The organism is Escherichia sp. WS1118, from assembly GCF_046487695.1.
Lineage (GTDB): Bacteria > Pseudomonadota > Gammaproteobacteria > Enterobacterales > Enterobacteriaceae > Escherichia > Escherichia coli.
The window spans coordinates 71,098-94,314 of record NZ_JBJQIZ010000004.1; the positions used below are offsets into that span (position 1 = coordinate 71,098).

20 protein-coding genes are annotated in these 23,217 nt (G+C 51.8%); 17 read left to right on the forward strand and 3 right to left on the reverse strand.

Going from position 1 to position 23,217, the window contains the following annotated elements; translation table 11 throughout:
• The first annotated feature begins 5 nt into the window (after window positions 1–5).
• Both flgK and flgL read left to right on the forward strand, forming a co-directional pair.
• Entirely contained in the window at window positions 6–1,649 is a 1,644-nt protein-coding gene (gene flgK, locus ACJHYO_RS08530; protein WP_085455307.1) for a flagellar hook-associated protein FlgK, read from the forward strand.
• Window positions 1,650–1,660: 11 nt separating this feature from the next.
• On the forward strand, window positions 1,661–2,614 hold the full coding sequence (flgL, locus tag ACJHYO_RS08535; RefSeq protein ID WP_001212764.1) for a flagellar hook-associated protein FlgL: 954 nt from the start codon (window positions 1,661–1,663) through the stop codon (window positions 2,612–2,614).
• 194 nt (window positions 2,615–2,808) lie between these two features.
• On the opposite strand, the gene rne is transcribed toward flgL, so the two are convergent.
• A complete protein-coding gene (gene rne / locus ACJHYO_RS08540) occupies window positions 2,809–5,994 on the reverse strand; it encodes a ribonuclease E (RefSeq protein WP_000827400.1) in 3,186 nt (1,061 codons plus the stop codon).
• A 572-nt stretch (window positions 5,995–6,566) separates the two neighbouring features.
• Here rne and rluC point away from each other — a divergent pair.
• Complete coding sequence (rluC, locus tag ACJHYO_RS08545; protein WP_000846326.1) at window positions 6,567–7,526, forward strand: 23S rRNA pseudouridine(955/2504/2580) synthase RluC; 960 nt, start codon at window positions 6,567–6,569, stop codon at window positions 7,524–7,526.
• Window positions 7,527–7,637: 111 nt separating this feature from the next.
• Here the strand turns inward: rluC and yceF are convergent, their stop codons facing one another.
• Window positions 7,638–8,222 (reverse strand): 7-methyl-GTP pyrophosphatase, encoded by a 585-nt coding sequence (gene yceF, locus ACJHYO_RS08550; protein WP_001125202.1) that lies wholly within the window; start codon window positions 8,220–8,222, stop codon window positions 7,638–7,640.
• A gap of 198 nt (window positions 8,223–8,420) precedes the next feature.
• Here yceF and yceD point away from each other — a divergent pair, with 198 nt between their 5' ends.
• The 14 genes from yceD (at window position 8,421) to ptsG (ending at window position 20,928) form a co-directional block, all read left to right on the forward strand.
• Window positions 8,421–8,942, forward strand: coding sequence for a 23S rRNA accumulation protein YceD (gene yceD, locus ACJHYO_RS08555; protein ID WP_001174481.1), 522 nt, complete (start codon window positions 8,421–8,423; stop codon window positions 8,940–8,942).
• Window positions 8,943–8,993: 51 nt separating this feature from the next.
• Window positions 8,994–9,167, forward strand: a complete 174-nt coding sequence (gene rpmF, locus ACJHYO_RS08560) for a 50S ribosomal protein L32 (protein WP_000290727.1) — start codon at window positions 8,994–8,996, stop codon at window positions 9,165–9,167.
• Between the two features lie 80 nt (window positions 9,168–9,247).
• Window positions 9,248–10,318: a phosphate acyltransferase PlsX gene (plsX, locus tag ACJHYO_RS08565; protein WP_000197578.1), complete on the forward strand. Its 1,071-nt coding sequence runs from the start codon at window positions 9,248–9,250 to the stop codon at window positions 10,316–10,318.
• A gap of 67 nt (window positions 10,319–10,385) precedes the next feature.
• Window positions 10,386–11,339 carry a beta-ketoacyl-ACP synthase III gene (fabH, locus tag ACJHYO_RS08570; protein WP_000288132.1) on the forward strand — a complete coding sequence of 318 codons (954 nt, stop codon included), beginning with the start codon at window positions 10,386–10,388 and terminating at the stop codon, window positions 11,337–11,339.
• Window positions 11,340–11,354: 15 nt separating this feature from the next.
• Window positions 11,355–12,284: an ACP S-malonyltransferase gene (fabD, locus tag ACJHYO_RS08575; RefSeq protein ID WP_085455308.1), complete on the forward strand. Its 930-nt coding sequence runs from the start codon at window positions 11,355–11,357 to the stop codon at window positions 12,282–12,284.
• Between the two features lie 12 nt (window positions 12,285–12,296).
• A complete protein-coding gene (gene fabG / locus ACJHYO_RS08580) occupies window positions 12,297–13,031 on the forward strand; it encodes a 3-oxoacyl-ACP reductase FabG (protein ID WP_001008535.1) in 735 nt (244 codons plus the stop codon).
• A 210-nt stretch (window positions 13,032–13,241) separates the two neighbouring features.
• Window positions 13,242–13,478, forward strand: coding sequence for an acyl carrier protein (gene acpP, locus ACJHYO_RS08585; RefSeq protein ID WP_000103754.1), 237 nt, complete (start codon window positions 13,242–13,244; stop codon window positions 13,476–13,478).
• Between the two features lie 86 nt (window positions 13,479–13,564).
• Window positions 13,565–14,806 (forward strand): beta-ketoacyl-ACP synthase II, encoded by a 1,242-nt coding sequence (fabF, locus tag ACJHYO_RS08590; RefSeq protein ID WP_085455309.1) that lies wholly within the window; start codon window positions 13,565–13,567, stop codon window positions 14,804–14,806.
• A gap of 119 nt (window positions 14,807–14,925) precedes the next feature.
• Window positions 14,926–15,735: an aminodeoxychorismate lyase gene (gene pabC, locus ACJHYO_RS08595; protein ID WP_000478684.1), complete on the forward strand. Its 810-nt coding sequence runs from the start codon at window positions 14,926–14,928 to the stop codon at window positions 15,733–15,735.
• A gap of 2 nt (window positions 15,736–15,737) precedes the next feature.
• Window positions 15,738–16,760: a cell division protein YceG gene (gene yceG, locus ACJHYO_RS08600; protein WP_000756838.1), complete on the forward strand. Its 1,023-nt coding sequence runs from the start codon at window positions 15,738–15,740 to the stop codon at window positions 16,758–16,760.
• Window positions 16,750–17,391 carry a dTMP kinase gene (tmk, locus tag ACJHYO_RS08605; RefSeq protein ID WP_001257012.1) on the forward strand — a complete coding sequence of 214 codons (642 nt, stop codon included), beginning with the start codon at window positions 16,750–16,752 and terminating at the stop codon, window positions 17,389–17,391. Before yceG ends, tmk begins: the two co-directional genes overlap by 11 nt.
• Complete coding sequence (gene holB, locus ACJHYO_RS08610) at window positions 17,388–18,392, forward strand: DNA polymerase III subunit delta' (RefSeq protein ID WP_085455310.1); 1,005 nt, start codon at window positions 17,388–17,390, stop codon at window positions 18,390–18,392. The genes tmk and holB overlap by 4 nt, the downstream gene beginning before the upstream one ends.
• 10 nt (window positions 18,393–18,402) lie before the next feature.
• On the forward strand, window positions 18,403–19,200 hold the full coding sequence (locus tag ACJHYO_RS08615) for a metal-dependent hydrolase (RefSeq protein WP_000480245.1): 798 nt from the start codon (window positions 18,403–18,405) through the stop codon (window positions 19,198–19,200).
• Window positions 19,201–19,494: 294 nt separating this feature from the next.
• A complete protein-coding gene (gene ptsG, locus ACJHYO_RS08620; RefSeq protein ID WP_000475719.1) occupies window positions 19,495–20,928 on the forward strand; it encodes a PTS glucose transporter subunit IIBC in 1,434 nt (477 codons plus the stop codon).
• Between the two features lie 59 nt (window positions 20,929–20,987).
• Here ptsG and fhuE read toward each other — a convergent pair whose 3' ends face one another.
• A complete protein-coding gene (gene fhuE, locus ACJHYO_RS08625; RefSeq protein WP_000953416.1) occupies window positions 20,988–23,177 on the reverse strand; it encodes a ferric-rhodotorulic acid/ferric-coprogen receptor FhuE in 2,190 nt (729 codons plus the stop codon).
• Between the last annotated feature and the right edge of the window lie 40 nt (window positions 23,178–23,217).

The following is a 23,217-nucleotide window of genomic DNA, read 5'->3' on the forward strand; positions in this document are numbered from 1 at the left end:
CCTCCATGTCCAGCTTGATCAATAACGCCATGAGCGGACTGAACGCGGCCCAGGCGGCGTTAAATACGGCAAGTAATAATATCTCCAGCTATAACGTTGCCGGATATACCCGCCAAACCACTATTATGGCGCAGGCCAATAGCACGTTGGGCGCTGGCGGCTGGGTTGGCAATGGCGTCTACGTTTCTGGTGTGCAGCGAGAGTATGATGCATTTATTACCAACCAGTTACGTGCGGCGCAGACGCAAAGTAGCGGCCTGACTGCCCGCTATGAGCAGATGTCGAAAATCGACAATATGCTCTCCACCAGTACCTCTTCGCTGGCAACACAGATGCAGGATTTCTTCACCAGCCTGCAAACGCTGGTAAGTAACGCGGAAGACCCGGCAGCGCGCCAGGCGCTGATTGGGAAATCAGAAGGGTTGGTGAATCAGTTTAAAACCACCGATCAATATCTGCGCGACCAGGACAAACAGGTCAATATCGCGATAGGTGCCAGCGTTGATCAGATCAACAATTACGCTAAACAAATCGCCAGCCTGAACGATCAAATCTCGCGTCTGACAGGCGTGGGGGCAGGGGCGTCACCTAACAATCTGCTGGATCAACGCGATCAACTGGTGAGTGAATTAAACCAGATTGTTGGCGTAGAAGTTAGCGTTCAGGATGGTGGCACTTATAACATCACGATGGCCAATGGCTACTCACTGGTTCAGGGAAGTACGGCGCGGCAGCTGGCGGCAGTTCCTTCCACCGCCGACCCTTCGCGTACGACTGTCGCTTATATTGATGGGACGGCTGGCAATATTGAGATCCCGGAGAAATTACTGAATACCGGGTCGCTGGGCGGCATTCTGACATTCCGTTCTCAGGATCTGGACCAGACGCGTAATACGCTTGGACAACTGGCGCTGGCATTTGCCGAGGCTTTCAACACCCAACACAAAGCCGGATTTGATGCTAACGGCGATGCCGGTGAAGATTTCTTTGCTATCGGTAAGCCCGCGGTACTGCAAAACACGAAAAACAACGGTGACGTTGCGATCGGTGCCACGGTAACTGATGCCTCCGCGGTACTGGCGACAGATTACAAAATCTCGTTCGATAATAATCAGTGGCAGGTCACCCGCCTTGCCAGTAATACCACTTTTACGGTGACGCCGGATGCCAACGGTAAAGTGGCATTTGATGGTCTGGAGTTGACGTTTGCAGGAACGCCTGCCGTTAACGACAGCTTCACACTGAAACCGGTAAGTGACGCCATCGTCAACATGGATGTATTAATCACCGACGAAGCGAAAATCGCCATGGCGAGCGCAGAAGATGCGGGTGATAGCGACAACCGCAACGGTCAGGCCCTGCTGGATCTGCAAAGCAACAGTAAAACGGTGGGCGGTGCGAAATCCTTTAACGACGCTTATGCCTCATTAGTGAGTGATATCGGGAATAAAACCGCGACGTTGAAAACCAGTAGCGCCACGCAAGGTAATGTGGTGACGCAGCTTTCCAATCAGCAGCAGTCGATTTCCGGTGTCAATCTCGATGAGGAGTACGGAAATCTGCAACGTTTTCAGCAGTATTACCTGGCGAATGCGCAGGTTCTGCAGACGGCAAACGCGATTTTTGATGCGCTGATTAACATTCGCTAAGGGGAGATAAAATGCGTTTCAGTACCCAGATGATGTACCAGCAAAACATGCGTGGCATCACCAATTCTCAGGCAGAATGGATGAAGTACGGCGAACAGATGTCGACGGGTAAGCGAGTCGTTAACCCTTCAGATGATCCCATTGCTGCATCACAAGCTGTTGTTCTCTCCCAGGCACAGGCACAAAACAGCCAGTACACGCTGGCGCGTACTTTCGCCACTCAAAAAGTGTCACTGGAAGAGAGTGTGCTTAGCCAGGTCACCACTGCTATCCAGAATGCTCAGGAAAAAATTGTCTACGCCAGCAATGGCACCTTGAGTGACGATGACCGGGCCTCACTGGCTACGGATATTCAGGGGCTTCGTGACCAGTTACTGAATCTGGCGAACACCACTGACGGTAACGGGCGCTACATTTTTGCCGGTTATAAAACAGAGACTGCGCCGTTTAGTGAGGCTGACGGTGATTATGTCGGCGGAACAGAAAGTATTAAACAACAGGTCGATGCTTCGCGTTCGATGGTGATAGGACATACGGGCGACAAAATTTTCGACAGTATTACCAGCAACGCGGTAGCGGAACCAGACGGTAGCGCTTCTGAAACCAATCTTTTTGCCATGCTGGATAGCGCCATCGCAGCCCTGAAAACGCCGGTCGCGGATAGCGAAGCGGATAAAGAAACCGCCGCTGCGGCACTGGATAAAACCAACCGCGGACTGAAAAACTCGCTGAACAATGTGCTGACTGTTCGCGCGGAATTAGGCACGCAGCTGAACGAACTGGAGTCGCTTGATTCATTAGGTAGCGATCGCGCTTTAGGGCAAACGCAGCAGATGAGCGATCTGGTTGATGTGGACTGGAATGCAACTATTTCATCTTACATCATGCAGCAAACGGCATTGCAGGCATCGTATAAAGCATTTACCGATATGCAGGGATTGTCGCTCTTCCAGCTCAACAAATAATTTCGCTTTAAAACATATCATGAAACTGGGTATGTTTTGTCTGCCTGCTCTGGGATCGCCGGGGCGGGCATTTTTTTGCCTATTTTGTATTGTTGGTTAGCAAGGATGCCATTTGATGAATTTTAATATGTTGATTCAAAGATGAAATAAAAAAGCCCTGGCAGTTACCAGGGCTTGATTGCTTGAGCTAATTATTACTCAACAGGTTGCGGACGCGCAGGAGCGGCAGAGGCATGATGCGTTGCCGTATGACCACCTGCGGCACCTTTACCTTCGAAGGCGAAAGTAGGGCGCTGCCAGTCACTGTGACGCGGTGCCTCCGGAACATATTCCGGTGCCGGAGCGCGCGTCATTGGCGCGGTAGCGTGGTTATGCTCAACGGTGATCTCTGGTTCAACCGCGGCTACTGTTTCAACTTCTGCTGCGACTTCAGCGACGACTGGCGCGGCAGGTTGAGCAACAACTTCAGGTTCAGCAACCACAACCTCAGCAGTTTCGGCAACTTCTTCAATATCTGCCGTCTCTTCCTGCGGTTCAACCACCGGTTCTGCGTGTTCTGCAACTTCCTGGGCTACGGCAACATCAGACTCGGTAATCACCTGCGGCTGTTCAGTTACCGCGGCGGCAATCACTTCAGGATGCGTCGTTTCAACCACTTTCGGTTGCGGTTCGGCAACCTGAACGGGGGCTTCTACGACTTCAGCCACTTCTTCAACAACTGGCGCGCTAACAACAGGTTCGGCAGCGGCGGCGACAGGGACCTCAGTCACCATCGGCTGCACTTGTACTTCTTCCTGTTCGCGCTGCTCTTCAACCTGTACATCTTGCGGACGTACAATTGGATAGCGGATCCAGACTTTGCCAGAGGCCAGTTCCGGAGACGCGCACGCTACGGTCAACGGCATTGGCGACTGGGTTGGATAACGCTCGTCACGATAGCGACGACGACGCTGACCACTTACGCGCAGGTGACGAGGCGAGCGGCGAGAACGACGCGGCATGCCACCGTTGTCACGGTTATCAGCATTGTTCTCTTCTTGCTGTTCTGGTGCAGTTTGCGCTACGACTGGCAGCGGAACTTTCACCAATTCTGTGCGTGGGGCTGCCGCTTCCTGAACAATTGGTTCGGCTGCGACAGTTTCTTCAACCACCGGTGCGACTACCGCTTCTTCGGCTACGCTTTGCTCGTAACGCACTTTCTGATTGAGCTGACGCTGTTTACGACGCGGCTGAACCGGACGTACACGTTCTTCCTGTTCGGTTTCCTGAACAGATTGCTCTTCAACATTCAGCGCTTTCGCTTCTTGTTGCGCCTGACGTTTATCATCGTTACGGCGGCGGCTACGTTCACGACGTGGCGCTTGCTGCTCGTCGGTGGTACGCGCTTTTTCCGTTACCTCAGCCTGCTGACGGCTCTCACGCGTCTCGACAGTCTGCTGCTGTGCCTGGCGACGATTACGACGGTTTTCTTCGCGATTATCGCTGCCTTCTGTACGTTCACTACGGGTATCGCGGCGCTCATTACGGTCACGGCGGTTGTTCTGACGAGGCTTGCGACGATCCTGTTGACGTTCCGGTTTCGCTTCTGCTTTCGGTGCTGGTTGCTCGGCCGGTTTGGTTTCTTCACCACCGCTGAACAGCGCTTTCAGTGCGCCGAAGAAGCGGCTCAACAACCCTGGTTGTGCAGGAGATGCTGGTGTTGCCGTTGCAGCTTTAGGTGCTGGGGCTACAACAGGCGCGGCAGGTTCAGCTGGGGTTGGAGCTGGCGGCACATCCGGCATGGCAAAGGTTGCCAGCGCAGGTTGTTCCGGACGCTTACGTTCAGCGAACTCTTCTTCAGACGGCAGCGCCATCGCTTCTTCATGCAGCTTCGGCAGCATGTAGCTTAAGGTTGGGGTTTCTTCCCCTTTGCGCACGCGCAGCACATGGTAGTGCGGGGTTTCCATCTGATCGTTTGGCACAATCACACAGCGTACGCCGTCCTGACGAGTTTCAATCGCATTTACCGCAGAACGTTTTTCATTCAGCAGGTAAGAAGCAATTGGCACAGGAACAATGGCGTGAACTTCCTGGGTGTTCTCTTTCAGCGCTTCTTCTTCGATCAGACGCAGAATAGAGAGCGACAGCGATTCGTTGTCACGAACGGTACCGGTACCGGAGCAGCGCGGGCAGACGTGATGGCTGGATTCACCCAGTGATGGGCTCAGGCGCTGACGGGACATTTCCAACAGGCCAAAGCGAGAAATATGGCTGATTTGAATACGCGCACGGTCCTGACGCACCGCTTCACGCAGACGGTTTTCTACCGCACGCTGGTGGCGTACAGGCGTCATGTCGATGAAGTCGATAACAATCAGGCCGCCGAGGTCACGCAGGCGCAGCTGACGAGCAATCTCATCGGCAGCTTCGAGGTTAGTGTTAAACGCGGTTTCTTCGATATCGCCGCCGCGGGTCGCGCGTGCGGAGTTGATGTCGATGGCCGTTAACGCTTCGGTGCTGTCGATAACAATCGAACCACCGGATGGCAGACGAACTTCACGCTGGAAGGCGGACTCGATCTGCGACTCGATCTGGTAGTGGCTGAACAGCGGGATCTCGCCGGTGTACAGTTTGATTTTGCTGCTGAAATCCGGGCGGCCTAATGCAGCGATATGCTGACGTGCCAGTTCGAGCACTTTCGGGTTATCGATAAGGATTTCGCCGATGTCCTGGCGTAAGTAATCGCGGAATGCGCGAACGATTACGTTGCTCTCCTGATGAATCAGGAACGGAGCCGGGCGGCTTTCAGCGGCTTTTTTGATGGCTTCCCAGTGTTTCAGACGGAAGCTTAAATCCCATTGCAGCGCCTCAGCAGATTTGCCGACGCCAGCGGTGCGCACGATAAGCCCCATGCCTTCCGGCAGTTCAAGGCTTGCCAGTGCTTCTTTTAATTCGGTACGGTCGTCGCCTTCGATACGACGAGAAATACCGCCCGCGCGCGGGTTGTTCGGCATCAGAACCAGATAGCTACCCGCCAGACTGATAAAGGTGGTTAATGCCGCGCCTTTGTTGCCGCGCTCTTCTTTATCGATCTGAACAATGACTTCCTGACCTTCACGCAACACATCTTTAATGTTGGGACGACCATGAGCACTGTAGTTAGCAGGGAAATATTCGCGGGCAATTTCTTTTAGTGGGAGGAAACCGTGACGTTCAGCGCCGTAATCAACAAAAGCAGCTTCCAGACTCGGTTCAATGCGGGTGATTTTACCTTTGTAGATGTTTGCCTTTTTCTGCTCGTGCCCTGGACTTTCGATATCCAGGTCATACAGACGCTGCCCATCTACAAGGGCAACGCGCAACTCTTCCTGCTGAGTTGCGTTGATTAACATTCTTTTCATCGTAACTTACTCATTATTCTTACATTGACGACTAAGCTGCGGGCAAAGTAACGCCTTTCCGGGTGTGAACCGATGGCCTCGTGTCTAGTCGCGTCGCCAACCTCACGGTTATCGTCAGCTCAAAGAGGCGCAGAGTGTCGGTTGCCCGTTTTTCATGCGGAAAAACAGCGCAATTATCAAAGAAACAGACTGGGTATTACTCTCCAGAAATATTTCCATCTACCGGTAAGGACTGCAACCCGCAGCCCGCTAACTGCCTGAAAGATCAATACGTCTTACGCCATTGCTGCGTGGATGATCGGTCGGGCAAAATGGGTTATTCCGTAAAATTTCTTGTTTTAACAAGGATGGACACGGAAACGGCCTCATTATTCCACTGCAAGCCTTGTTATAGCAAGATGACTTTTACCATTTATCACCCGCTTACTCACAGTTTTTTCACTTCTTGCTGGTGATTGGTTTAATAACCATCAATAAAGTGATCACCTAGTGAAGTAATAAGGTGTAAAACTAAATATAAGCATAGAAAAATGAGTGGCGCGAATCCTGTTGGCTAATTAGAATCGCCCACCATGAAAACAGAGACTCCATCCGTAAAAATTGTTGCTATCACCGCTGACGACGCGGGGCAACGTATCGACAACTTTTTGCGTACCCAATTGAAAGGCGTACCAAAAAGTATGATTTACCGTATTTTGCGTAAAGGCGAAGTGCGGGTGAACAAAAAACGTATTAAGCCTGAATATAAACTCGAAGCGGGTGATGAGGTGCGTATCCCACCGGTTCGCGTTGCTGAGCGGGAAGAAGAGGCGGTTTCGCCACATCTGCAAAAGGTGGCGGCGCTGGCGGACGTCATCTTATATGAAGATGATCATATCCTGGTGCTGAATAAACCTTCCGGTACGGCGGTACATGGCGGCAGTGGTTTAAGCTTCGGCGTTATTGAAGGTTTGCGGGCGTTGCGCCCGGAAGCGCGGTTCCTTGAACTGGTTCATCGTCTTGACCGGGACACCTCAGGTGTGTTGCTGGTAGCGAAAAAACGCTCGGCGTTGCGTTCTCTGCATGAGCAATTACGTGAAAAAGGGATGCAAAAAGATTACCTGGCGCTGGTGCGCGGTCAGTGGCAGTCGCATGTGAAGAGCGTTCAAGCGCCGTTACTGAAAAATATTCTGCAAAGCGGCGAACGTATTGTGCGTGTGAGTCAGGAAGGCAAACCGTCGGAAACACGCTTTAAAGTGGAAGAACGCTATGCATTTGCCACCCTGGTGCGTTGTAGCCCGGTAACAGGGCGTACTCATCAGATCCGTGTGCATACACAATATGCGGGTCATCCGATTGCCTTTGACGATCGCTACGGTGACCGTGAATTTGACAGACAGCTCACTGAAGCAGGCACGGGATTAAATCGCCTGTTCCTGCACGCCGCAGCGTTGAAGTTTACTCATCCGGGGACCGGTGAGGTGATGCGTATTGAAGCGCCGATGGATGAAGGTTTGAAGCGTTGTTTGCAAAAGCTGCGTAACGCGCGCTAATACAAGCATATAAACCTGATAATGGGCGGTTGGCCTGATAAGGCGTTTACGCCGCATCAGGCCGCCAGCACCGATTGCCGGATGCGAAGTAACCGCATCCGGCGCAAAAAACTATCCCATCAGCGGGTTTTTCCCTTCCCGACGTAACATCTGACACAGCGCGATTAGCGGTAAACCAACCAGCGTGTTAGGATCACGCCCCTCTAAACGCTCAAACAGCGTAATGCCAAATCCTTCACTCTTAAAGCTACCCGCGCAGTGCAGGGGATGCTCTTTACGCACGTAATTATCAATCTCCGCCTCGCTCAGGTGACGGAAATGGACGTCAAAAGGCTCCACTTCTGTTTGTAGATGCCCATTCGCCGAATTAAACAACGCCAGTCCAGTATAGAAGGTGACGATATTGCCGCTGGCTTTGCGTAATTGCAGACGGGCATTTTCTTCCGTTAACGGTTTACCGGTGATTTCGCCATCAAGAACACATACCTGGTCTGAACCAATAATTAAATGATCCGGATAACGTGACGCCAGAGATTGCGCTTTTTCTTGTGCCAGTCGAAGCACCAACTGTCGCGGTGATTCGTCGCTGCGTGGAGTTTCGTCGACCTCGGGTGCTGCACATTCAAAAGAGATTTGCAGTTTTTCCAGAAGAGCGCGACGCCAGGGCGAGGTGGAGGCTAAAATAAGTTTAGGCATATTTTTTTCCATCAGATATAGCGTATTGATGATAGCCATTTTAAACTATGCGCTTCGTTTTGCAGGTTGATGTTCGTTATCAGCACTGAACGAAAATAAAGCAGTAACCCGCAATGTGTGCGAATTATTGGCAAAAGGCAACCACAGGCTGCCTTTTTCTTTGACTCTATGACGTTACAAAGTTAATATGCGCGCCCTATGCAAAAGGTAAAATTACCCCTGACTCTCGATCCGGTTCGTACGGCTCAAAAACGCCTTGATTACCAGGGTATCTATACTCCTGATCAGGTTGAGCGCGTCGCCGAATCCGTAGTCAGTGTGGACAGTGATGTGGAATGCTCCATGTCGTTCGCTATCGATAACCAACGTCTCGCAGTGTTAAACGGCGATGCGAAGGTGACGGTAACGCTCGAGTGTCAGCGTTGCGGGAAGCCGTTTACTCATCAGGTCTACACAACGTATTGTTTTAGTCCTGTGCGTTCAGACGAACAGGCTGAAGCACTGCCGGAAGCGTATGAACCGATTGAGGTTAACGAATTCGGTGAAATCGATCTGCTTGCAATGGTTGAAGATGAAATCATCCTCGCCTTGCCGGTAGTTCCGGTGCATGATTCTGAACACTGTGAAGTGTCCGAAGCGGACATGGTCTTTGGTGAACTGCCTGAAGAAGCGCAAAAGCCAAACCCATTTGCCGTATTAGCCAGCTTAAAGCGTAAGTAATTGGTGCTCCCCGTTGGATCGGGGATAAACCGTAATTGAGGAGTAAGGTCCATGGCCGTACAACAGAATAAACCAACCCGTTCCAAACGTGGCATGCGTCGTTCCCATGACGCGCTGACCGCAGTCACCAGCCTGTCTGTAGACAAAACTTCTGGTGAAAAACACCTGCGTCACCACATCACTGCCGACGGTTACTACCGCGGCCGCAAGGTCATCGCTAAGTAATCACGCGTCTGCGTGATGAAGCTTAGTGAGGATTTTCCCCAGGCAACTGGGGAAAGACCAAACCGGGCGGCGACGATACCTTGACACGTCTAACCCTGGCGTTAGATGTCATGGGAGGGGATTTTGGCCCTTCCGTGACAGTGCCTGCAGCATTGCAGGCACTGAATTCTAATTCGCAACTCACTCTTCTTTTAGTCGGCAATCCCGACGCCATCACGCCATTACTTGCTAAAGCTGACTTTGAACAACGTTCGCGTCTGCAGATTATTCCTGCGCAGTCAGTTATCGCCAGTGATGCCCGGCCTTCGCAAGCTATCCGCGCCAGTCGTGGGAGTTCAATGCGCGTGGCCCTGGAGCTGGTGAAAGAAGGTCGAGCGCAAGCCTGTGTCAGTGCCGGTAATACCGGGGCGCTGATGGGGCTGGCAAAATTATTACTCAAGCCCCTGGAGGGGATTGAGCGTCCGGCGCTGGTGACGGTATTACCGCATCAGCAAAAGGGCAAAACGGTGGTCCTCGATTTAGGGGCCAACGTCGATTGTGACAGTACAATGTTGGTGCAATTTGCCATTATGGGCTCAGTTCTGGCTGAAGAGGTGGTGGAAATTCCTAATCCTCGCGTGGCGTTGCTCAATATTGGTGAAGAAGAAGTAAAGGGTCTCGACAGTATTCGGGATGCCTCAGCGGTGCTTAAAACAATCCCTTCTATCAATTATATCGGCTATCTTGAAGCCAATGAGTTGTTAACTGGCAAGACAGATGTGCTGGTTTGTGACGGCTTTACAGGAAATGTCACATTAAAGACGATGGAAGGTGTTGTCAGGATGTTCCTTTCTCTGCTGAAATCTCAGGGTGAAGGGAAAAAACGGTCGTGGTGGCTACTGTTATTAAAGCGTTGGCTACAAAAGAGCCTGACGAGGCGATTCAGTCACCTCAACCCCGACCAGTATAACGGCGCCTGTCTGTTAGGATTGCGCGGCACGGTGATAAAAAGTCATGGTGCAGCCAATCAGCGAGCTTTTGCGGTCGCGATTGAACAGGCAGTGCAGGCGGTGCAGCGACAAGTTCCTCAGCGAATTGCCGCTCGCCTGGAATCTGTATACCCAGCTGGTTTTGAGCTGCTGGACGGTGGCAAAAGCGGAACTCTGCGGTAGCAGGACGCTGCCAGCGAACTCGCAGTTTGCAAGTGACGGTATATAACCGAAAAGTGACTGAGCGTACATGTATACGAAGATTATTGGTACTGGCAGCTATCTGCCCGAACAAGTGCGGACAAACGCCGATTTGGAAAAAATGGTGGATACCTCTGACGAGTGGATTGTCACTCGTACCGGTATCCGCGAACGCCACATTGCCGCGCCAAACGAAACCGTTTCAACCATGGGCTTTGAAGCGGCGACACGCGCAATTGAGATGGCGGGTATTGAGAAAGACCAGATTGGCCTGATCGTTGTGGCAACGACTTCTGCGACGCACGCTTTCCCGAGCGCAGCTTGTCAGATTCAAAGCATGTTGGGCATTAAAGGTTGCCCGGCATTTGACGTTGCAGCAGCCTGCGCAGGTTTCACCTATGCATTAAGCGTAGCCGATCAATACGTGAAATCTGGGGCGGTGAAGTATGCTCTGGTCGTCGGTTCTGATGTACTGGCGCGCACCTGCGATCCAACAGATCGTGGGACTATTATTATTTTTGGCGATGGCGCGGGCGCTGCGGTGCTGGCTGCCTCTGAAGAGCCGGGAATCATCTCCACCCATCTGCATGCCGACGGTAGCTATGGTGAATTGCTGACGCTGCCTAATGCTGACCGTGTGAATCCAGAGAATTCAATTCATCTGACGATGGCGGGCAACGAAGTCTTCAAGGTTGCGGTAACGGAACTGGCGCACATCGTTGATGAGACGCTGGCGGCGAATAATCTTGACCGTTCTCAACTGGACTGGCTGGTTCCGCATCAGGCTAACCTGCGTATTATCAGTGCAACGGCGAAAAAACTCGGCATGTCGATGGACAATGTCGTGGTGACGCTGGATCGCCACGGTAATACCTCTGCGGCCTCTGTCCCGTGCGCGCTGGATGAAGCTGTACGTGACGGGCGCATTAAGCCGGGACAGTTGGTTCTGCTTGAAGCCTTTGGCGGTGGATTCACCTGGGGCTCCGCGCTGGTTCGTTTCTAGGATAAGGATTAAAACATGACGCAATTTGCATTTGTGTTCCCTGGACAGGGTTCTCAAACCGTTGGAATGCTGGCTGATATGGCGGCGAGCTATCCAATTGTCGAAGAAACGTTTGCAGAAGCTTCTGCGGCGCTGGGCTACGATCTGTGGGCGCTGACCCAGCAGGGGCCAGCTGAAGAACTGAATAAAACCTGGCAAACTCAGCCAGCGCTGTTGACTGCATCTGTTGCGCTGTATCGCGTATGGCAGCAGCAGGGCGGTAAAGCACCGGCAATGATGGCCGGTCACAGCCTGGGGGAATACTCCGCGCTGGTTTGCGCTGGTGTAATTGATTTCGCTGATGCGGTGCGTTTGGTTGAGATGCGCGGCAAGTTCATGCAAGAAGCCGTACCGGAAGGCACGGGCGCTATGGCGGCAATCATCGGTCTGGATGATGCGTCTATTGGAAAAGCGTGTGAAGAAGCTGCAGAAGGTCAGGTCGTTTCTCCGGTAAACTTTAACTCTCCGGGACAGGTGGTTATTGCCGGTCATAAAGAAGCAGTTGAGCGTGCTGGCGCTGCCTGTAAAGCTGCGGGCGCAAAACGCGCTCTGCCGTTACCAGTGAGCGTACCGTCTCACTGTGCGCTGATGAAACCAGCAGCCGACAAACTGGCAGTAGAATTAGCGAAAATCACCTTTAACGCACCAACAGTTCCTGTTGTGAATAACGTTGATGTGAAATGCGAAACCAATGGTGATGCCATCCGTGACGCACTGGTACGTCAGTTGTATAACCCGGTTCAGTGGACGAAGTCTGTTGAGTACATGGCAGCGCAAGGCGTAGAACATCTCTATGAATTCGGCCCGGGCAAAGTGCTTACTGGCCTGACGAAACGCATTGTCGACACCCTGACCGCCTCGGCGCTGAACGAACCTTCAGCGATGGCAGCGGCGCTCGAGCTTTAAAAGAGGAAAATCATGAATTTTGAAGGAAAAATCGCACTGGTAACCGGTGCAAGCCGCGGAATTGGCCGCGCAATTGCTGAAACGCTCGCAGCCCGTGGCGCGAAAGTTATTGGCACTGCGACCAGTGAAAATGGCGCTCAGGCGATCAGTGATTATTTAGGTGCCAACGGCAAAGGTCTGATGTTGAATGTGACCGACCCGGCATCTATCGAATCTGTTCTGGAAAAAATTCGCGCAGAATTTGGTGAAGTGGATATCCTGGTCAATAATGCCGGTATCACTCGTGATAACCTGTTAATGCGAATGAAAGATGAAGAGTGGAACGATATTATCGAAACCAACCTTTCATCTGTTTTCCGTCTGTCAAAAGCGGTAATGCGCGCTATGATGAAAAAGCGTCATGGTCGTATTATCACTATCGGTTCTGTGGTTGGTACCATGGGAAATGGCGGTCAGGCCAACTACGCTGCGGCGAAAGCGGGCTTGATCGGCTTCAGTAAATCACTGGCGCGCGAAGTTGCGTCACGCGGTATTACTGTAAACGTTGTTGCTCCGGGCTTTATTGAAACGGACATGACACGTGCGCTGAGCGATGACCAGCGTGCGGGTATCCTGGCGCAGGTTCCTGCGGGTCGCCTCGGCGGCGCACAGGAAATCGCCAACGCGGTTGCATTCCTGGCATCCGACGAAGCAGCTTACATCACGGGTGAAACTTTGCATGTGAACGGCGGGATGTACATGGTCTGACCGCGATTTGCACAAAATGCTCATGTTGCGCGCAGTCTGCGTGGTTATGAGTAATAATTAGTGCAAAATGATTTGCGTTATTGGGGGGTAAGGCCTCAAAATAACGTAAAATCGTGGTAAGACCTGCCGGGATTTAGTTGCAAATTTTTCAACATTTTATACACTACGAAAACCATCGCGAAAGCGAGTTTTGATAGGAAATTTAAGAGTATGAGCACTATCGAAGAACGCGTTAAGAAAATTATCGGCGAACAGCTGGGCGTTAAGCAGGAAGAAGTTACCAACAATGCTTCTTTCGTTGAAGACCTGGGCGCGGATTCTCTTGACACCGTTGAGCTGGTAATGGCTCTGGAAGAAGAGTTTGATACTGAGATTCCGGACGAAGAAGCTGAGAAAATCACCACCGTTCAGGCTGCCATTGATTACATCAACGGCCACCAGGCGTAAGTGAACATCTCCAGGCGGTCGTTCGACCGCCTGAGTTTTATCTTTTGTCCCACTAGAATCATTTTTTCCCTCCCTGGAGGACAAACGTGTCTAAGCGTCGTGTAGTTGTGACCGGACTGGGCATGTTGTCTCCTGTCGGCAATACCGTAGAGTCTACCTGGAAAGCTCTGCTTGCCGGTCAGAGTGGCATCAGCCTAATCGACCATTTCAATACTAGCGCCTATGCAACGAAATTTGCTGGCTTAGTAAAGGATTTTAACTGTGAGGACATTATCTCGCGCAAAGAACAGCGCAAGATGGATGCCTTCATTCAATATGGAATTGTCGCTGGCGTTCAGGCCATGCAGGATTCTGGCCTTGAAATAACGGAAGAGAACGCAACCCGCATTGGTGCCGCAATTGGCTCCGGGATTGGCGGCCTCGGACTGATCGAAGAAAACCACACATCTCTGATGAACGGTGGTCCACGTAAGATCAGCCCATTCTTCGTTCCGTCAACGATTGTGAACATGGTGGCAGGTCATCTGACTATCATGTATGGCCTGCGTGGCCCAAGCATCTCTATCGCGACCGCCTGTACTTCCGGCGTGCACAACATTGGCCATGCTGCGCGTATTATCGCGTATGGCGATGCTGACGTGATGGTTGCAGGTGGCGCAGAGAAAGCCAGTACGCCGCTGGGCGTTGGTGGTTTTGGCGCGGCACGTGCATTATCTACCCGCAATGATAACCCGCAAGCGGCGAGCCGCCCGTGGGATAAAGAGCGTGATGGTTTCGTACTGGGCGATGGTGCCGGTATGCTGGTACTTGAAGAGTACGAACACGCGAAAAAACGCGGTGCGAAAATTTACGCTGAACTCGTCGGCTTTGGTATGAGCAGCGATGCTTATCATATGACGTCACCGCCAGAAAATGGCGCAGGCGCAGCTCTGGCGATGGCAAATGCTCTGCGTGATGCAGGCATTGAAGCGAGTCAGATTGGCTACGTTAACGCGCACGGTACTTCTACGCCGGCTGGCGATAAAGCTGAAGCGCAGGCGGTGAAAACCATCTTCGGTGAAGCTGCAAGCCGCGTGTTGGTAAGCTCCACGAAATCTATGACCGGTCACCTGTTAGGTGCGGCGGGTGCAGTAGAATCTATCTACTCCATCCTGGCGCTGCGCGATCAGGCTGTTCCGCCAACCATCAACCTGGATAACCCGGATGAAGGTTGCGATCTGGATTTCGTACCGCACGAAGCGCGTCAGGTTAGCGGAATGGAATACACTCTGTGTAACTCCTTCGGCTTCGGTGGCACTAATGGTTCTTTGATCTTTAAAAAGATCTAAGTTGTCATTTTCCACCCTTATAAAAGGTCCGCTTGCGGGCCTTTTTTCTTAGCTTTTATTCCGACTTGTTCCGTAGTGAACATGCTGCCACACTAACAATTCTCTGATAAGGAGCCGGTATGTTCTTAATTAACGGTCATAAGCAGGAATCGCTGGCAGTAAGCGATCGGGCAACGCAGTTTGGTGATGGTTGTTTTACCACCGCCAGAGTTATCGACGGTAAAGTCAGTTTGTTATCGGCGCATATCCAGCGACTACAGGATGCTTGTCAGCGGTTGATGATTTCCTGTGACTTCTGGCCTCAGCTTGAACAAGAGATGAAAACGCTGGCAGCAGAACAGCAGAATGGTGTGCTGAAAGTCGTGATCAGTCGCGGTAGTGGCGGGCGAGGGTACAGCACATTGAACAGTGGACCGGCAACGCGGATTCTCTCCGTTACGGCTTATCCTGCACATTACGACCGTTTGCGTAACGAAGGGATGACGTTGGCGCTAAGCCCGGTGCGGCTGGGGCGCAATCCTCATCTTGCAGGTATTAAACATCTTAATCGGCTTGAGCAAGTATTGATCCGCTCTCATCTTGAGCAGACAAACGCTGATGAGGCGCTGGTCCTTGACAGCGAAGGGTGGGTTACGGAATGCTGTGCGGCTAATTTGTTCTGGCGGAAGGGCAACGTAGTTTATACGCCGCGACTGGATCAGGCAGGTGTTAACGGCATTATGCGACAATTCTGTATCCGTTTGCTGGCACAATCCTCTTATCAGCTTGTCGAAGTGCAAGCCTCTCTGGAAGAGGCGTTGCAGGCAGATGAGATGGTTATTTGTAATGCGTTAATGCCAGTGATGCCCGTACGTGCCTGTGGCGATGTCTCCTTTTCGTCAGCAACGTTATATGAATATTTAGCCCCACTTTGTGAGCGCCCGAATTAGTCATGAAAAAAGTGTTATTGATAATCTTGTTATTGCTGGTGGTACTGGGTATCGCCGCTGGTGTGGGCGTCTGGAAGGTTCGCCATCTTGCCGACAGCAAATTGCTTATCAAAGAAGAGACGATATTTACCCTTAAGCCAGGGACCGGACGTCTGGCGCTAGGTGAACAGCTTTATGCCGATAAGATCATCAATCGCCCACGGGTTTTTCAATGGTTGCTGCGTATCGAACCGGATCTTTCTCACTTTAAAGCCGGGACTTACCGCTTTACACCGCAGATGACCGTGCGCGAGATGCTGAAATTGTTGGAAAGCGGTAAAGAAGCACAGTTCCCGCTGCGACTGGTAGAAGGGATGCGTCTGAGCGACTACCTCAAGCAATTGCGTGAGGCTCCGTATATCAAGCACACGCTGAGCGACGATAAGTACGCCACCGTAGCGCAGGCACTTGAACTGGAAAACCCGGAGTGGATTGAAGGTTGGTTCTGGCCAGACACCTGGATGTATACCGCCAATACCACCGATGTCGCGTTACTCAAGCGAGCGCACAAGAAAATGGTGAAAGCGGTCGATAGCGCCTGGGAAGGGCGTGCGGACGGTCTGCCTTATAAAGATAAAAACCAGTTGGTGACGATGGCATCAATTATCGAAAAAGAAACCGCCGTTGCCAGTGAACGCGATCAGGTTGCCTCAGTATTTATCAACCGTTTACGCATTGGTATGCGCCTGCAGACCGACCCGACCGTGATTTACGGGATGGGAGAGCGTTATAATGGCAAACTTTCTCGTGCAGACCTGGAAACGCCGACAGCGTATAACACCTATACCATTACCGGTCTGCCGCCAGGTGCGATAGCGACGCCGGGGGCGGATTCGCTGAAGGCTGCTGCGCATCCGGCAAAAACGCCGTATCTCTATTTTGTGGCCGATGGTAAAGGTGGTCACACGTTTAATACCAATCTTGCCAGTCATAACAAGTCTGTGCAGGATTATCTGAAAGTGCTTAAGGAAAAAAATGCGCAGTAAGTATATCGTCATTGAGGGGCTGGAAGGCGCAGGCAAAACTACCGCGCGTAACGTGGTGGTTGAGACGCTTGAGCAACTGGGTATCCGCGACATGGTTTTCACTCGGGAACCTGGCGGTACGCAACTTGCCGAAAAGTTAAGAAGCCTTGTGCTGGATATCAAATCGGTAGGCGATGAAGTCATTACCGATAAAGCCGAAGTTCTGATGTTTTATGCCGCGCGCGTTCAACTGGTAGAAACGGTCATCAAACCTGCGCTGGCTAATGGCACCTGGGTGATTGGCGATCGCCACGATCTCTCCACTCAAGCCTATCAGGGTGGAGGACGAGGTATTGACCAACATATGCTGGCAACACTGCGTGATGCTGTTCTCGGGGGGTTTCGCCCCGACTTAACGCTCTATCTCGATGTTACCCCGGAGGTTGGCTTAAAACGCGCGCGTGCGCGCGGCGAGCTGGATCGTATTGAGCAAGAATCTTTCGATTTCTTTAATCGCACCCGCGCCCGCTATCTGGAACTGGCAGCACAAGATAAAAGCATTCATACCATTGATGCCACCCAGCCGCTGGAGGCCGTGATGGATGCAATCCGCACCACCGTGACCAACTGGGTGAAGGAGTTGGACGCATGAGATGGTATCCATGGTTACGACCTGATTTCGAAAAACTGGTAGCCAGCTATCAGGCCGGAAGAGGTCACCATGCGCTACTCATTCAGGCGTTACCGGGCATGGGCGATGATGCTTTAATCTACGCCCTGAGCCGTTATTTACTCTGCCAACAACCGCAGGGCCACAAAAGTTGCGGTCACTGTCGTGGATGTCAGTTGATGCTGGCTGGCACACATCCCGATTACTACACCCTGGCTCCCGAAAAAGGGAAAAATGCGCTGGGCATTGATGCGGTACGTGAGGTCACCGAAAAGCTGAATGAGCACGCACGCTTAGGTGGTGCGAAAGTTGTCTGGGTAACCGATGCTGCCTTACTAACCGACGCCGCGGCTAACGCATTGCTGAAAACGCTTGAAGAGCCACCAGCAGAGACGTGGTTTTTCCTTGCTACCCGCGAGCCAGAACGTTTACTGGCAACATTACGTAGTCGTTGTCGGTTACATTACCTTGCGCCGCCGCCGGAACAGTACGCCGTGACCTGGCTTTCACGCGAAGTGACAATGTCACAGGCTGCACTACTTGCCGCATTGCGCTTAAGCGCCGGTTCGCCTGGGGCGGCACTGGCGTTGTTTCAGGGAGATAACTGGCAGGCTCGTGAAACATTGTGTCAGGCGCTGGCATATAGCGTGCAATCGGGCGACTGGTATTCGCTGCTAGCGGCCCTTAATCATGAACAAGCTCCGGCACGTTTACACTGGCTGGCAATGTTGCTGATGGATGCGCTAAAACGCCATCATGGCGCTGCGCAGGTGACCAATGTTGATGTGCCGGGCCTGGTCGTCGAACTGGCAAACCATCTTTCTCCCTCGCGCCTGCAGGCTATACTGGGGGATGTTTGCCACATTCGTGAACAGTTAATGTCTGTCACAGGCATCAACCGCGAGCTTCTCATCACCGATCTTTTACTGCGTATTGAGCATTACCTGCAACCGGGCGTTGTGCTACCGGTTCCTCATCTTTAAGAGAGACATCATGTTTTTAGTCGACTCACACTGCCATCTCGATGGTCTGGATTATGAATCTTTGCATAAGGACGTGGATGACGTTCTGGCGAAAGCCGCCGCACGCGATGTGAAATTTTGTCTGGCAGTCGCCACAACATTACCGGGTTATTTACACATGCGGGATCTGGTAGGCGAACGCGACAACGTCGTATTTTCTTGTGGCGTGCATCCACTCAACCAGAATGATCCCTACGATGTAGAAGATTTACGTCGTCTGGCGGCAGAAGAGGGCGTTGTAGCGCTGGGTGAAACCGGGCTGGATTATTATTACACGCCGGAAACTAAAGTACGTCAGCAAGAGTCCTTCATCCATCATATCCAGATTGGTCGTGAACTGAACAAGCCGGTTATCGTCCACACCCGTGACGCCCGCGCCGATACGCTGGCAATTCTGCGCGAAGAAAAAGTGACGGATTGCGGTGGCGTACTACACTGTTTTACAGAGGACAGAGAAACGGCGGGCAAATTACTGGATCTCGGATTTTACATCTCCTTTTCCGGCATTGTGACCTTCCGTAATGCGGAGCAACTGCGCGATGCTGCGCGTTATGTCCCCCTGGATCGGTTACTGGTGGAAACTGACTCACCTTACCTTGCGCCAGTACCGCATCGAGGAAAAGAGAATCAACCTGCGATGGTTCGTGACGTTGCAGAATACATGGCTGTGTTGAAAGGTGTTGCCGTTGAAGAACTGGCGCAGGTAACCACCGATAACTTCGCCCGTCTGTTTCACATCGACGCTTCCCGCCTTCAATCCATCCGTTGAATGAGTTTTTTTAAAGCTCGTAATTAATGGCTAAAACGAGTAAAGTTCACCGCCGAAAATCGGGCGGTGAATAACCACGTTTGAAATATTGTGACATATGTTTTGTCAAAATGTGCAACTTCTCCAATGATCTGAAGTTGAAACGTGATAGCCGTCAAACAAATCGGCACTGAATTATTTTACTCTGTGTAATAAATAAAGGGCGCTTAGATGCCCTGTACACGGCGAGGCACTCCCCCCTTGCCACGCGTGAGAACGTAAAAAAAGCACCCATACTCAGGAGCACTCTCAATTATGTTTAAGAATGCATTTGCTAACCTGCAAAAGGTCGGTAAATCGCTGATGCTGCCGGTATCCGTACTGCCTATCGCAGGTATTCTGCTGGGCGTCGGTTCCGCGAATTTCAGCTGGCTGCCCGCCGTTGTATCGCATGTTATGGCAGAAGCAGGCGGTTCCGTCTTTGCAAACATGCCACTGATTTTTGCGATCGGTGTCGCCCTCGGCTTTACCAATAACGATGGCGTATCCGCGCTGGCCGCAGTTGTTGCCTATGGCATCATGGTTAAAACCATGGCCGTGGTTGCGCCACTGGTACTGCATTTACCTGCTGAAGAAATCGCCTCTAAACACCTGGCGGATACTGGCGTACTCGGGGGGATTATCTCCGGTGCGATCGCAGCGTACATGTTTAACCGTTTCTACCGTATTAAGCTGCCTGAGTATCTTGGCTTCTTTGCCGGTAAACGCTTTGTGCCGATCATTTCAGGCCTGGCTGCCATCTTTACTGGCGTTGTGCTGTCCTTCATTTGGCCGCCGATTGGTTCTGCAATCCAGACCTTCTCTCAGTGGGCTGCTTACCAGAACCCGGTAGTTGCGTTTGGCATTTACGGTTTCATCGAACGTTGCCTGGTACCGTTTGGTCTGCACCACATCTGGAACGTACCTTTCCAGATGCAGATTGGTGAATACACCAACGCAGCAGGTCAGGTTTTCCACGGCGACATTCCGCGTTATATGGCGGGTGACCCGACTGCGGGTAAACTGTCTGGTGGCTTCCTGTTCAAAATGTACGGTCTGCCAGCTGCCGCAATTGCTATCTGGCACTCTGCTAAACCAGAAAACCGCGCGAAAGTGGGCGGTATTATGATCTCCGCGGCGCTGACCTCGTTCCTGACCGGTATCACCGAGCCGATCGAGTTCTCCTTCATGTTCGTTGCGCCGATCCTGTACATCATCCACGCGATTCTGGCAGGCCTGGCATTCCCAATCTGTATTCTTCTGGGGATGCGTGACGGTACGTCGTTCTCGCACGGTCTGATCGACTTCATCGTTCTGTCTGGTAACAGCAGCAAACTGTGGCTGTTCCCGATCGTCGGTATCGGTTATGCCATTGTTTACTACACCATCTTCCGCGTGCTGATTAAAGCACTGGATCTGAAAACGCCGGGTCGTGAAGATGCGACTGAAGATGCAAAAGCGACAGGTACCAGCGAAATGGCACCGGCTCTGGTTGCTGCATTTGGTGGTAAAGAAAACATTACTAACCTCGACGCATGTATTACCCGTCTGCGCGTCAGCGTTGCTGATGTGTCTAAAGTGGATCAGGCTGGCCTGAAGAAACTGGGCGCAGCGGGCGTAGTGGTTGCTGGTTCTGGTGTTCAGGCGATTTTCGGTACTAAATCCGATAACCTGAAAACCGAGATGGATGAGTACATCCGTAACCACTAATCCGTAAGACGTTGGGGAGACTAAGGCAGCCAGATGGCTGCCTTTTTTACAGGTGTTATTCAGAATTGATACGTGCCGGTAATGCTGAAATTACGCGGTGCGCCGTAGACGATAGAACCTTCCACGTTGGTATCGTAGGTTTTGTCGAACAGGTTATTGACGTTCCCCTGTAACGAGAAGTTTTTCGTCACCTGGTAGCGGGTGAAGAGATCCACCAGCGCGTAGCTACCTTGCTCGGCGCGGAAGGTGCCATACGGTGTCACGGTGTCGGTATACACGCGATTTTGCCAGTTAACACCACCGCCGACCGTCAACTCTGGCATGACAGGCAACCGGTAGCTGGTGAACATTTTAACCGTGGTGCGTGGCAGATTAGGATTAACGGCGTTTCCTTCGTTATCTTCTGCAATATAGCGCGTTGCGCCAAACGTCAGCTGCCAGTTGTCGGTAATTGCGCCGTTGAGTTCAAATTCCACACCTTTACTGACTGTCCCATCCACCGCTTTATAGGCGGTTTCGCCGTTGCTGCCGGGGATAGGTGTACCGGTGGACTGAGCGACATTATCCTGCTCAATACGGAAGATGGCTAACGTGGTGGTCAGACGGCTATTCATCCAGTCCGATTTCAGACCCAGCTCGTAGTTGTTACCGGTGATTGGAGTCAGATATTTGCCTGAACTGTCACGATCATTTTGCGGCTGGAAAATAGAGGTATAGCTGGCGTAGGTCGACCAGTTGTCATTGATGTCAAACACCAGACCAGCGTAAGGCGTGGTGTGGTTTTTCTCCATGCTGTAAGTCAGCGTATCAACCCGCCAGTTGGTATAACGTGCGCCGAGGATCAGATGCAGCGGATCGGCAAGGGTGACACGAGTGGCAGCATATAACGATTTCATATGTGTGGTATCGTCCTGCGCCAGGCTCTGTGGTGACCAGTCGGTTTGTGGGAAATTGCCATTAAAGTTGTAGAAACTGCCAATTTCATCCGGGAAGATGTTGGCCCATGAACTGAAGTAACGATTGTTTTGTTTGCTGTAACTGCCACCAAACATTAGATTGTGCTGACGACCAAACAATTCATAACTACCGTCAGCGAACAAATCCAGCGCATCAACTTTACGTTTGCCGCTGTTCCAACCGGTGCCGCCGACATAATCAAAACCAGGTCCATAATTACTGTATGGCCCAACCAGCATACCATCCGCTTTGTTTACATAGGCATCGACATACATCATTTTGCTGTCAAATTCGACTTCAGAGTGGGTGGCATTCAGCGTCGCTTGCCAGGTATCAGCAAACCGCTGCTTCAGGGTCATAAAGACCTTGTTGATCTCTTTATCGTTGTACGCCCAGTCAGGTGCGGTACTGCGTGCGCGATCGTAACTGTTGCTGCTGCCATCAGTATTCCAGCGCGGTAAACCACCCCAGGTTGGGCTATTAACATCAATACGCTGATATTCGTAACCGGCTGAAAGCATCGTAAGATCGCCTAAATCAGCATCGACAATGCCGGAGAAGAAGGTCTTTTCACTGTTGTAGCGGTCCAGCCATGAGTCGTTATTCTGGTAGCCGCCGACAATTCGTGCGCGGATTTTACCATCTTCGGTGAGTGGGCTTTGTAAATCCGCCACATACCGTTCTTTGTTCCAGCTACCGTATTCCGCCGAGACATCGCCTTTAAATTCACGACTGGTCGCGTGTTTTCGAACCATATTAATTGCCGCAGATGGATTACCCGTCCCGGTCATGAGGCCTGTCGCGCCACGCACTACTTCTACGCGTTCAAACAGTGCCATATCAGAAAGTGCGTCGCCCAGATTCCAGCGCGATTCAAAATAGGTGGGGATACCATCAACCATATAGTTATCGATCTGGAATCCGCGGGAATAATAAAGAGCACGATCGGAATCCGCCTGACTTTTGCTGATCCCCAGCGTGTTTTCCATCACTTCGCCCAGCGTTTGTAACTGCTGATCTTCCATCCGCTGCTGGCTAACAATAGTGACCGACTGAGGAATATCACGTTGAGTCATCTGCATTTTTGTACCCGCAGAGGTAGACGTTACGTTGTAATCATTTTCGCCATCATCTGGGGCTGTGGCTGAACCCTCAACAATCACCGTTTCTTCAGTGACTGGTGCAGCAAAAGCGGCGGAAGGTAATAGTGCCAGTGCTATGCAACCGGCAAGGAGTGACGGTTTGATGATAGCTTGATGTTGATTATCCCTGTTAAATTGTGTCGAAAGCATTTGAAATCTCTTGGTTTATGTTGGCGTCAGGCTCATGCCG

Excerpts from the sequence above, each read along its gene's own strand:
- holB (WP_085455310.1), top strand. The coding sequence starts at position 17,388 with ATGAGATGGTATCCATGGTTACGACCTGATTTCGAAAAACTGGTAGCC.
- ACJHYO_RS08615 (WP_000480245.1), top strand. The coding sequence starts at position 18,403 with ATGTTTTTAGTCGACTCACACTGCCATCTCGATGGTCTGGATTATGAA.
- acpP (WP_000103754.1), top strand. The coding sequence starts at position 13,242 with ATGAGCACTATCGAAGAACGCGTTAAGAAAATTATCGGCGAACAGCTG.
- rne (WP_000827400.1), bottom strand. The coding sequence starts at position 5,994 with ATGAAAAGAATGTTAATCAACGCAACTCAGCAGGAAGAGTTGCGCGTT.
- yceF (WP_001125202.1), bottom strand. The coding sequence starts at position 8,222 with ATGCCTAAACTTATTTTAGCCTCCACCTCGCCCTGGCGTCGCGCTCTT.
- tmk (WP_001257012.1), top strand. The coding sequence starts at position 16,750 with ATGCGCAGTAAGTATATCGTCATTGAGGGGCTGGAAGGCGCAGGCAAA.
- rluC (WP_000846326.1), top strand. The coding sequence starts at position 6,567 with ATGAAAACAGAGACTCCATCCGTAAAAATTGTTGCTATCACCGCTGAC.
- fabG (WP_001008535.1), top strand. The coding sequence starts at position 12,297 with ATGAATTTTGAAGGAAAAATCGCACTGGTAACCGGTGCAAGCCGCGGA.
- flgK (WP_085455307.1), top strand. The coding sequence starts at position 6 with ATGTCCAGCTTGATCAATAACGCCATGAGCGGACTGAACGCGGCCCAG.
- yceG (WP_000756838.1), top strand. The coding sequence starts at position 15,738 with ATGAAAAAAGTGTTATTGATAATCTTGTTATTGCTGGTGGTACTGGGT.
- rpmF (WP_000290727.1), top strand. The coding sequence starts at position 8,994 with ATGGCCGTACAACAGAATAAACCAACCCGTTCCAAACGTGGCATGCGT.
- ptsG (WP_000475719.1), top strand. The coding sequence starts at position 19,495 with ATGTTTAAGAATGCATTTGCTAACCTGCAAAAGGTCGGTAAATCGCTG.
- yceD (WP_001174481.1), top strand. The coding sequence starts at position 8,421 with ATGCAAAAGGTAAAATTACCCCTGACTCTCGATCCGGTTCGTACGGCT.
- pabC (WP_000478684.1), top strand. The coding sequence starts at position 14,926 with ATGTTCTTAATTAACGGTCATAAGCAGGAATCGCTGGCAGTAAGCGAT.
- fabD (WP_085455308.1), top strand. The coding sequence starts at position 11,355 with ATGACGCAATTTGCATTTGTGTTCCCTGGACAGGGTTCTCAAACCGTT.
- fhuE (WP_000953416.1), bottom strand. The coding sequence starts at position 23,177 with ATGCTTTCGACACAATTTAACAGGGATAATCAACATCAAGCTATCATC.
- flgL (WP_001212764.1), top strand. The coding sequence starts at position 1,661 with ATGCGTTTCAGTACCCAGATGATGTACCAGCAAAACATGCGTGGCATC.
- fabH (WP_000288132.1), top strand. The coding sequence starts at position 10,386 with ATGTATACGAAGATTATTGGTACTGGCAGCTATCTGCCCGAACAAGTG.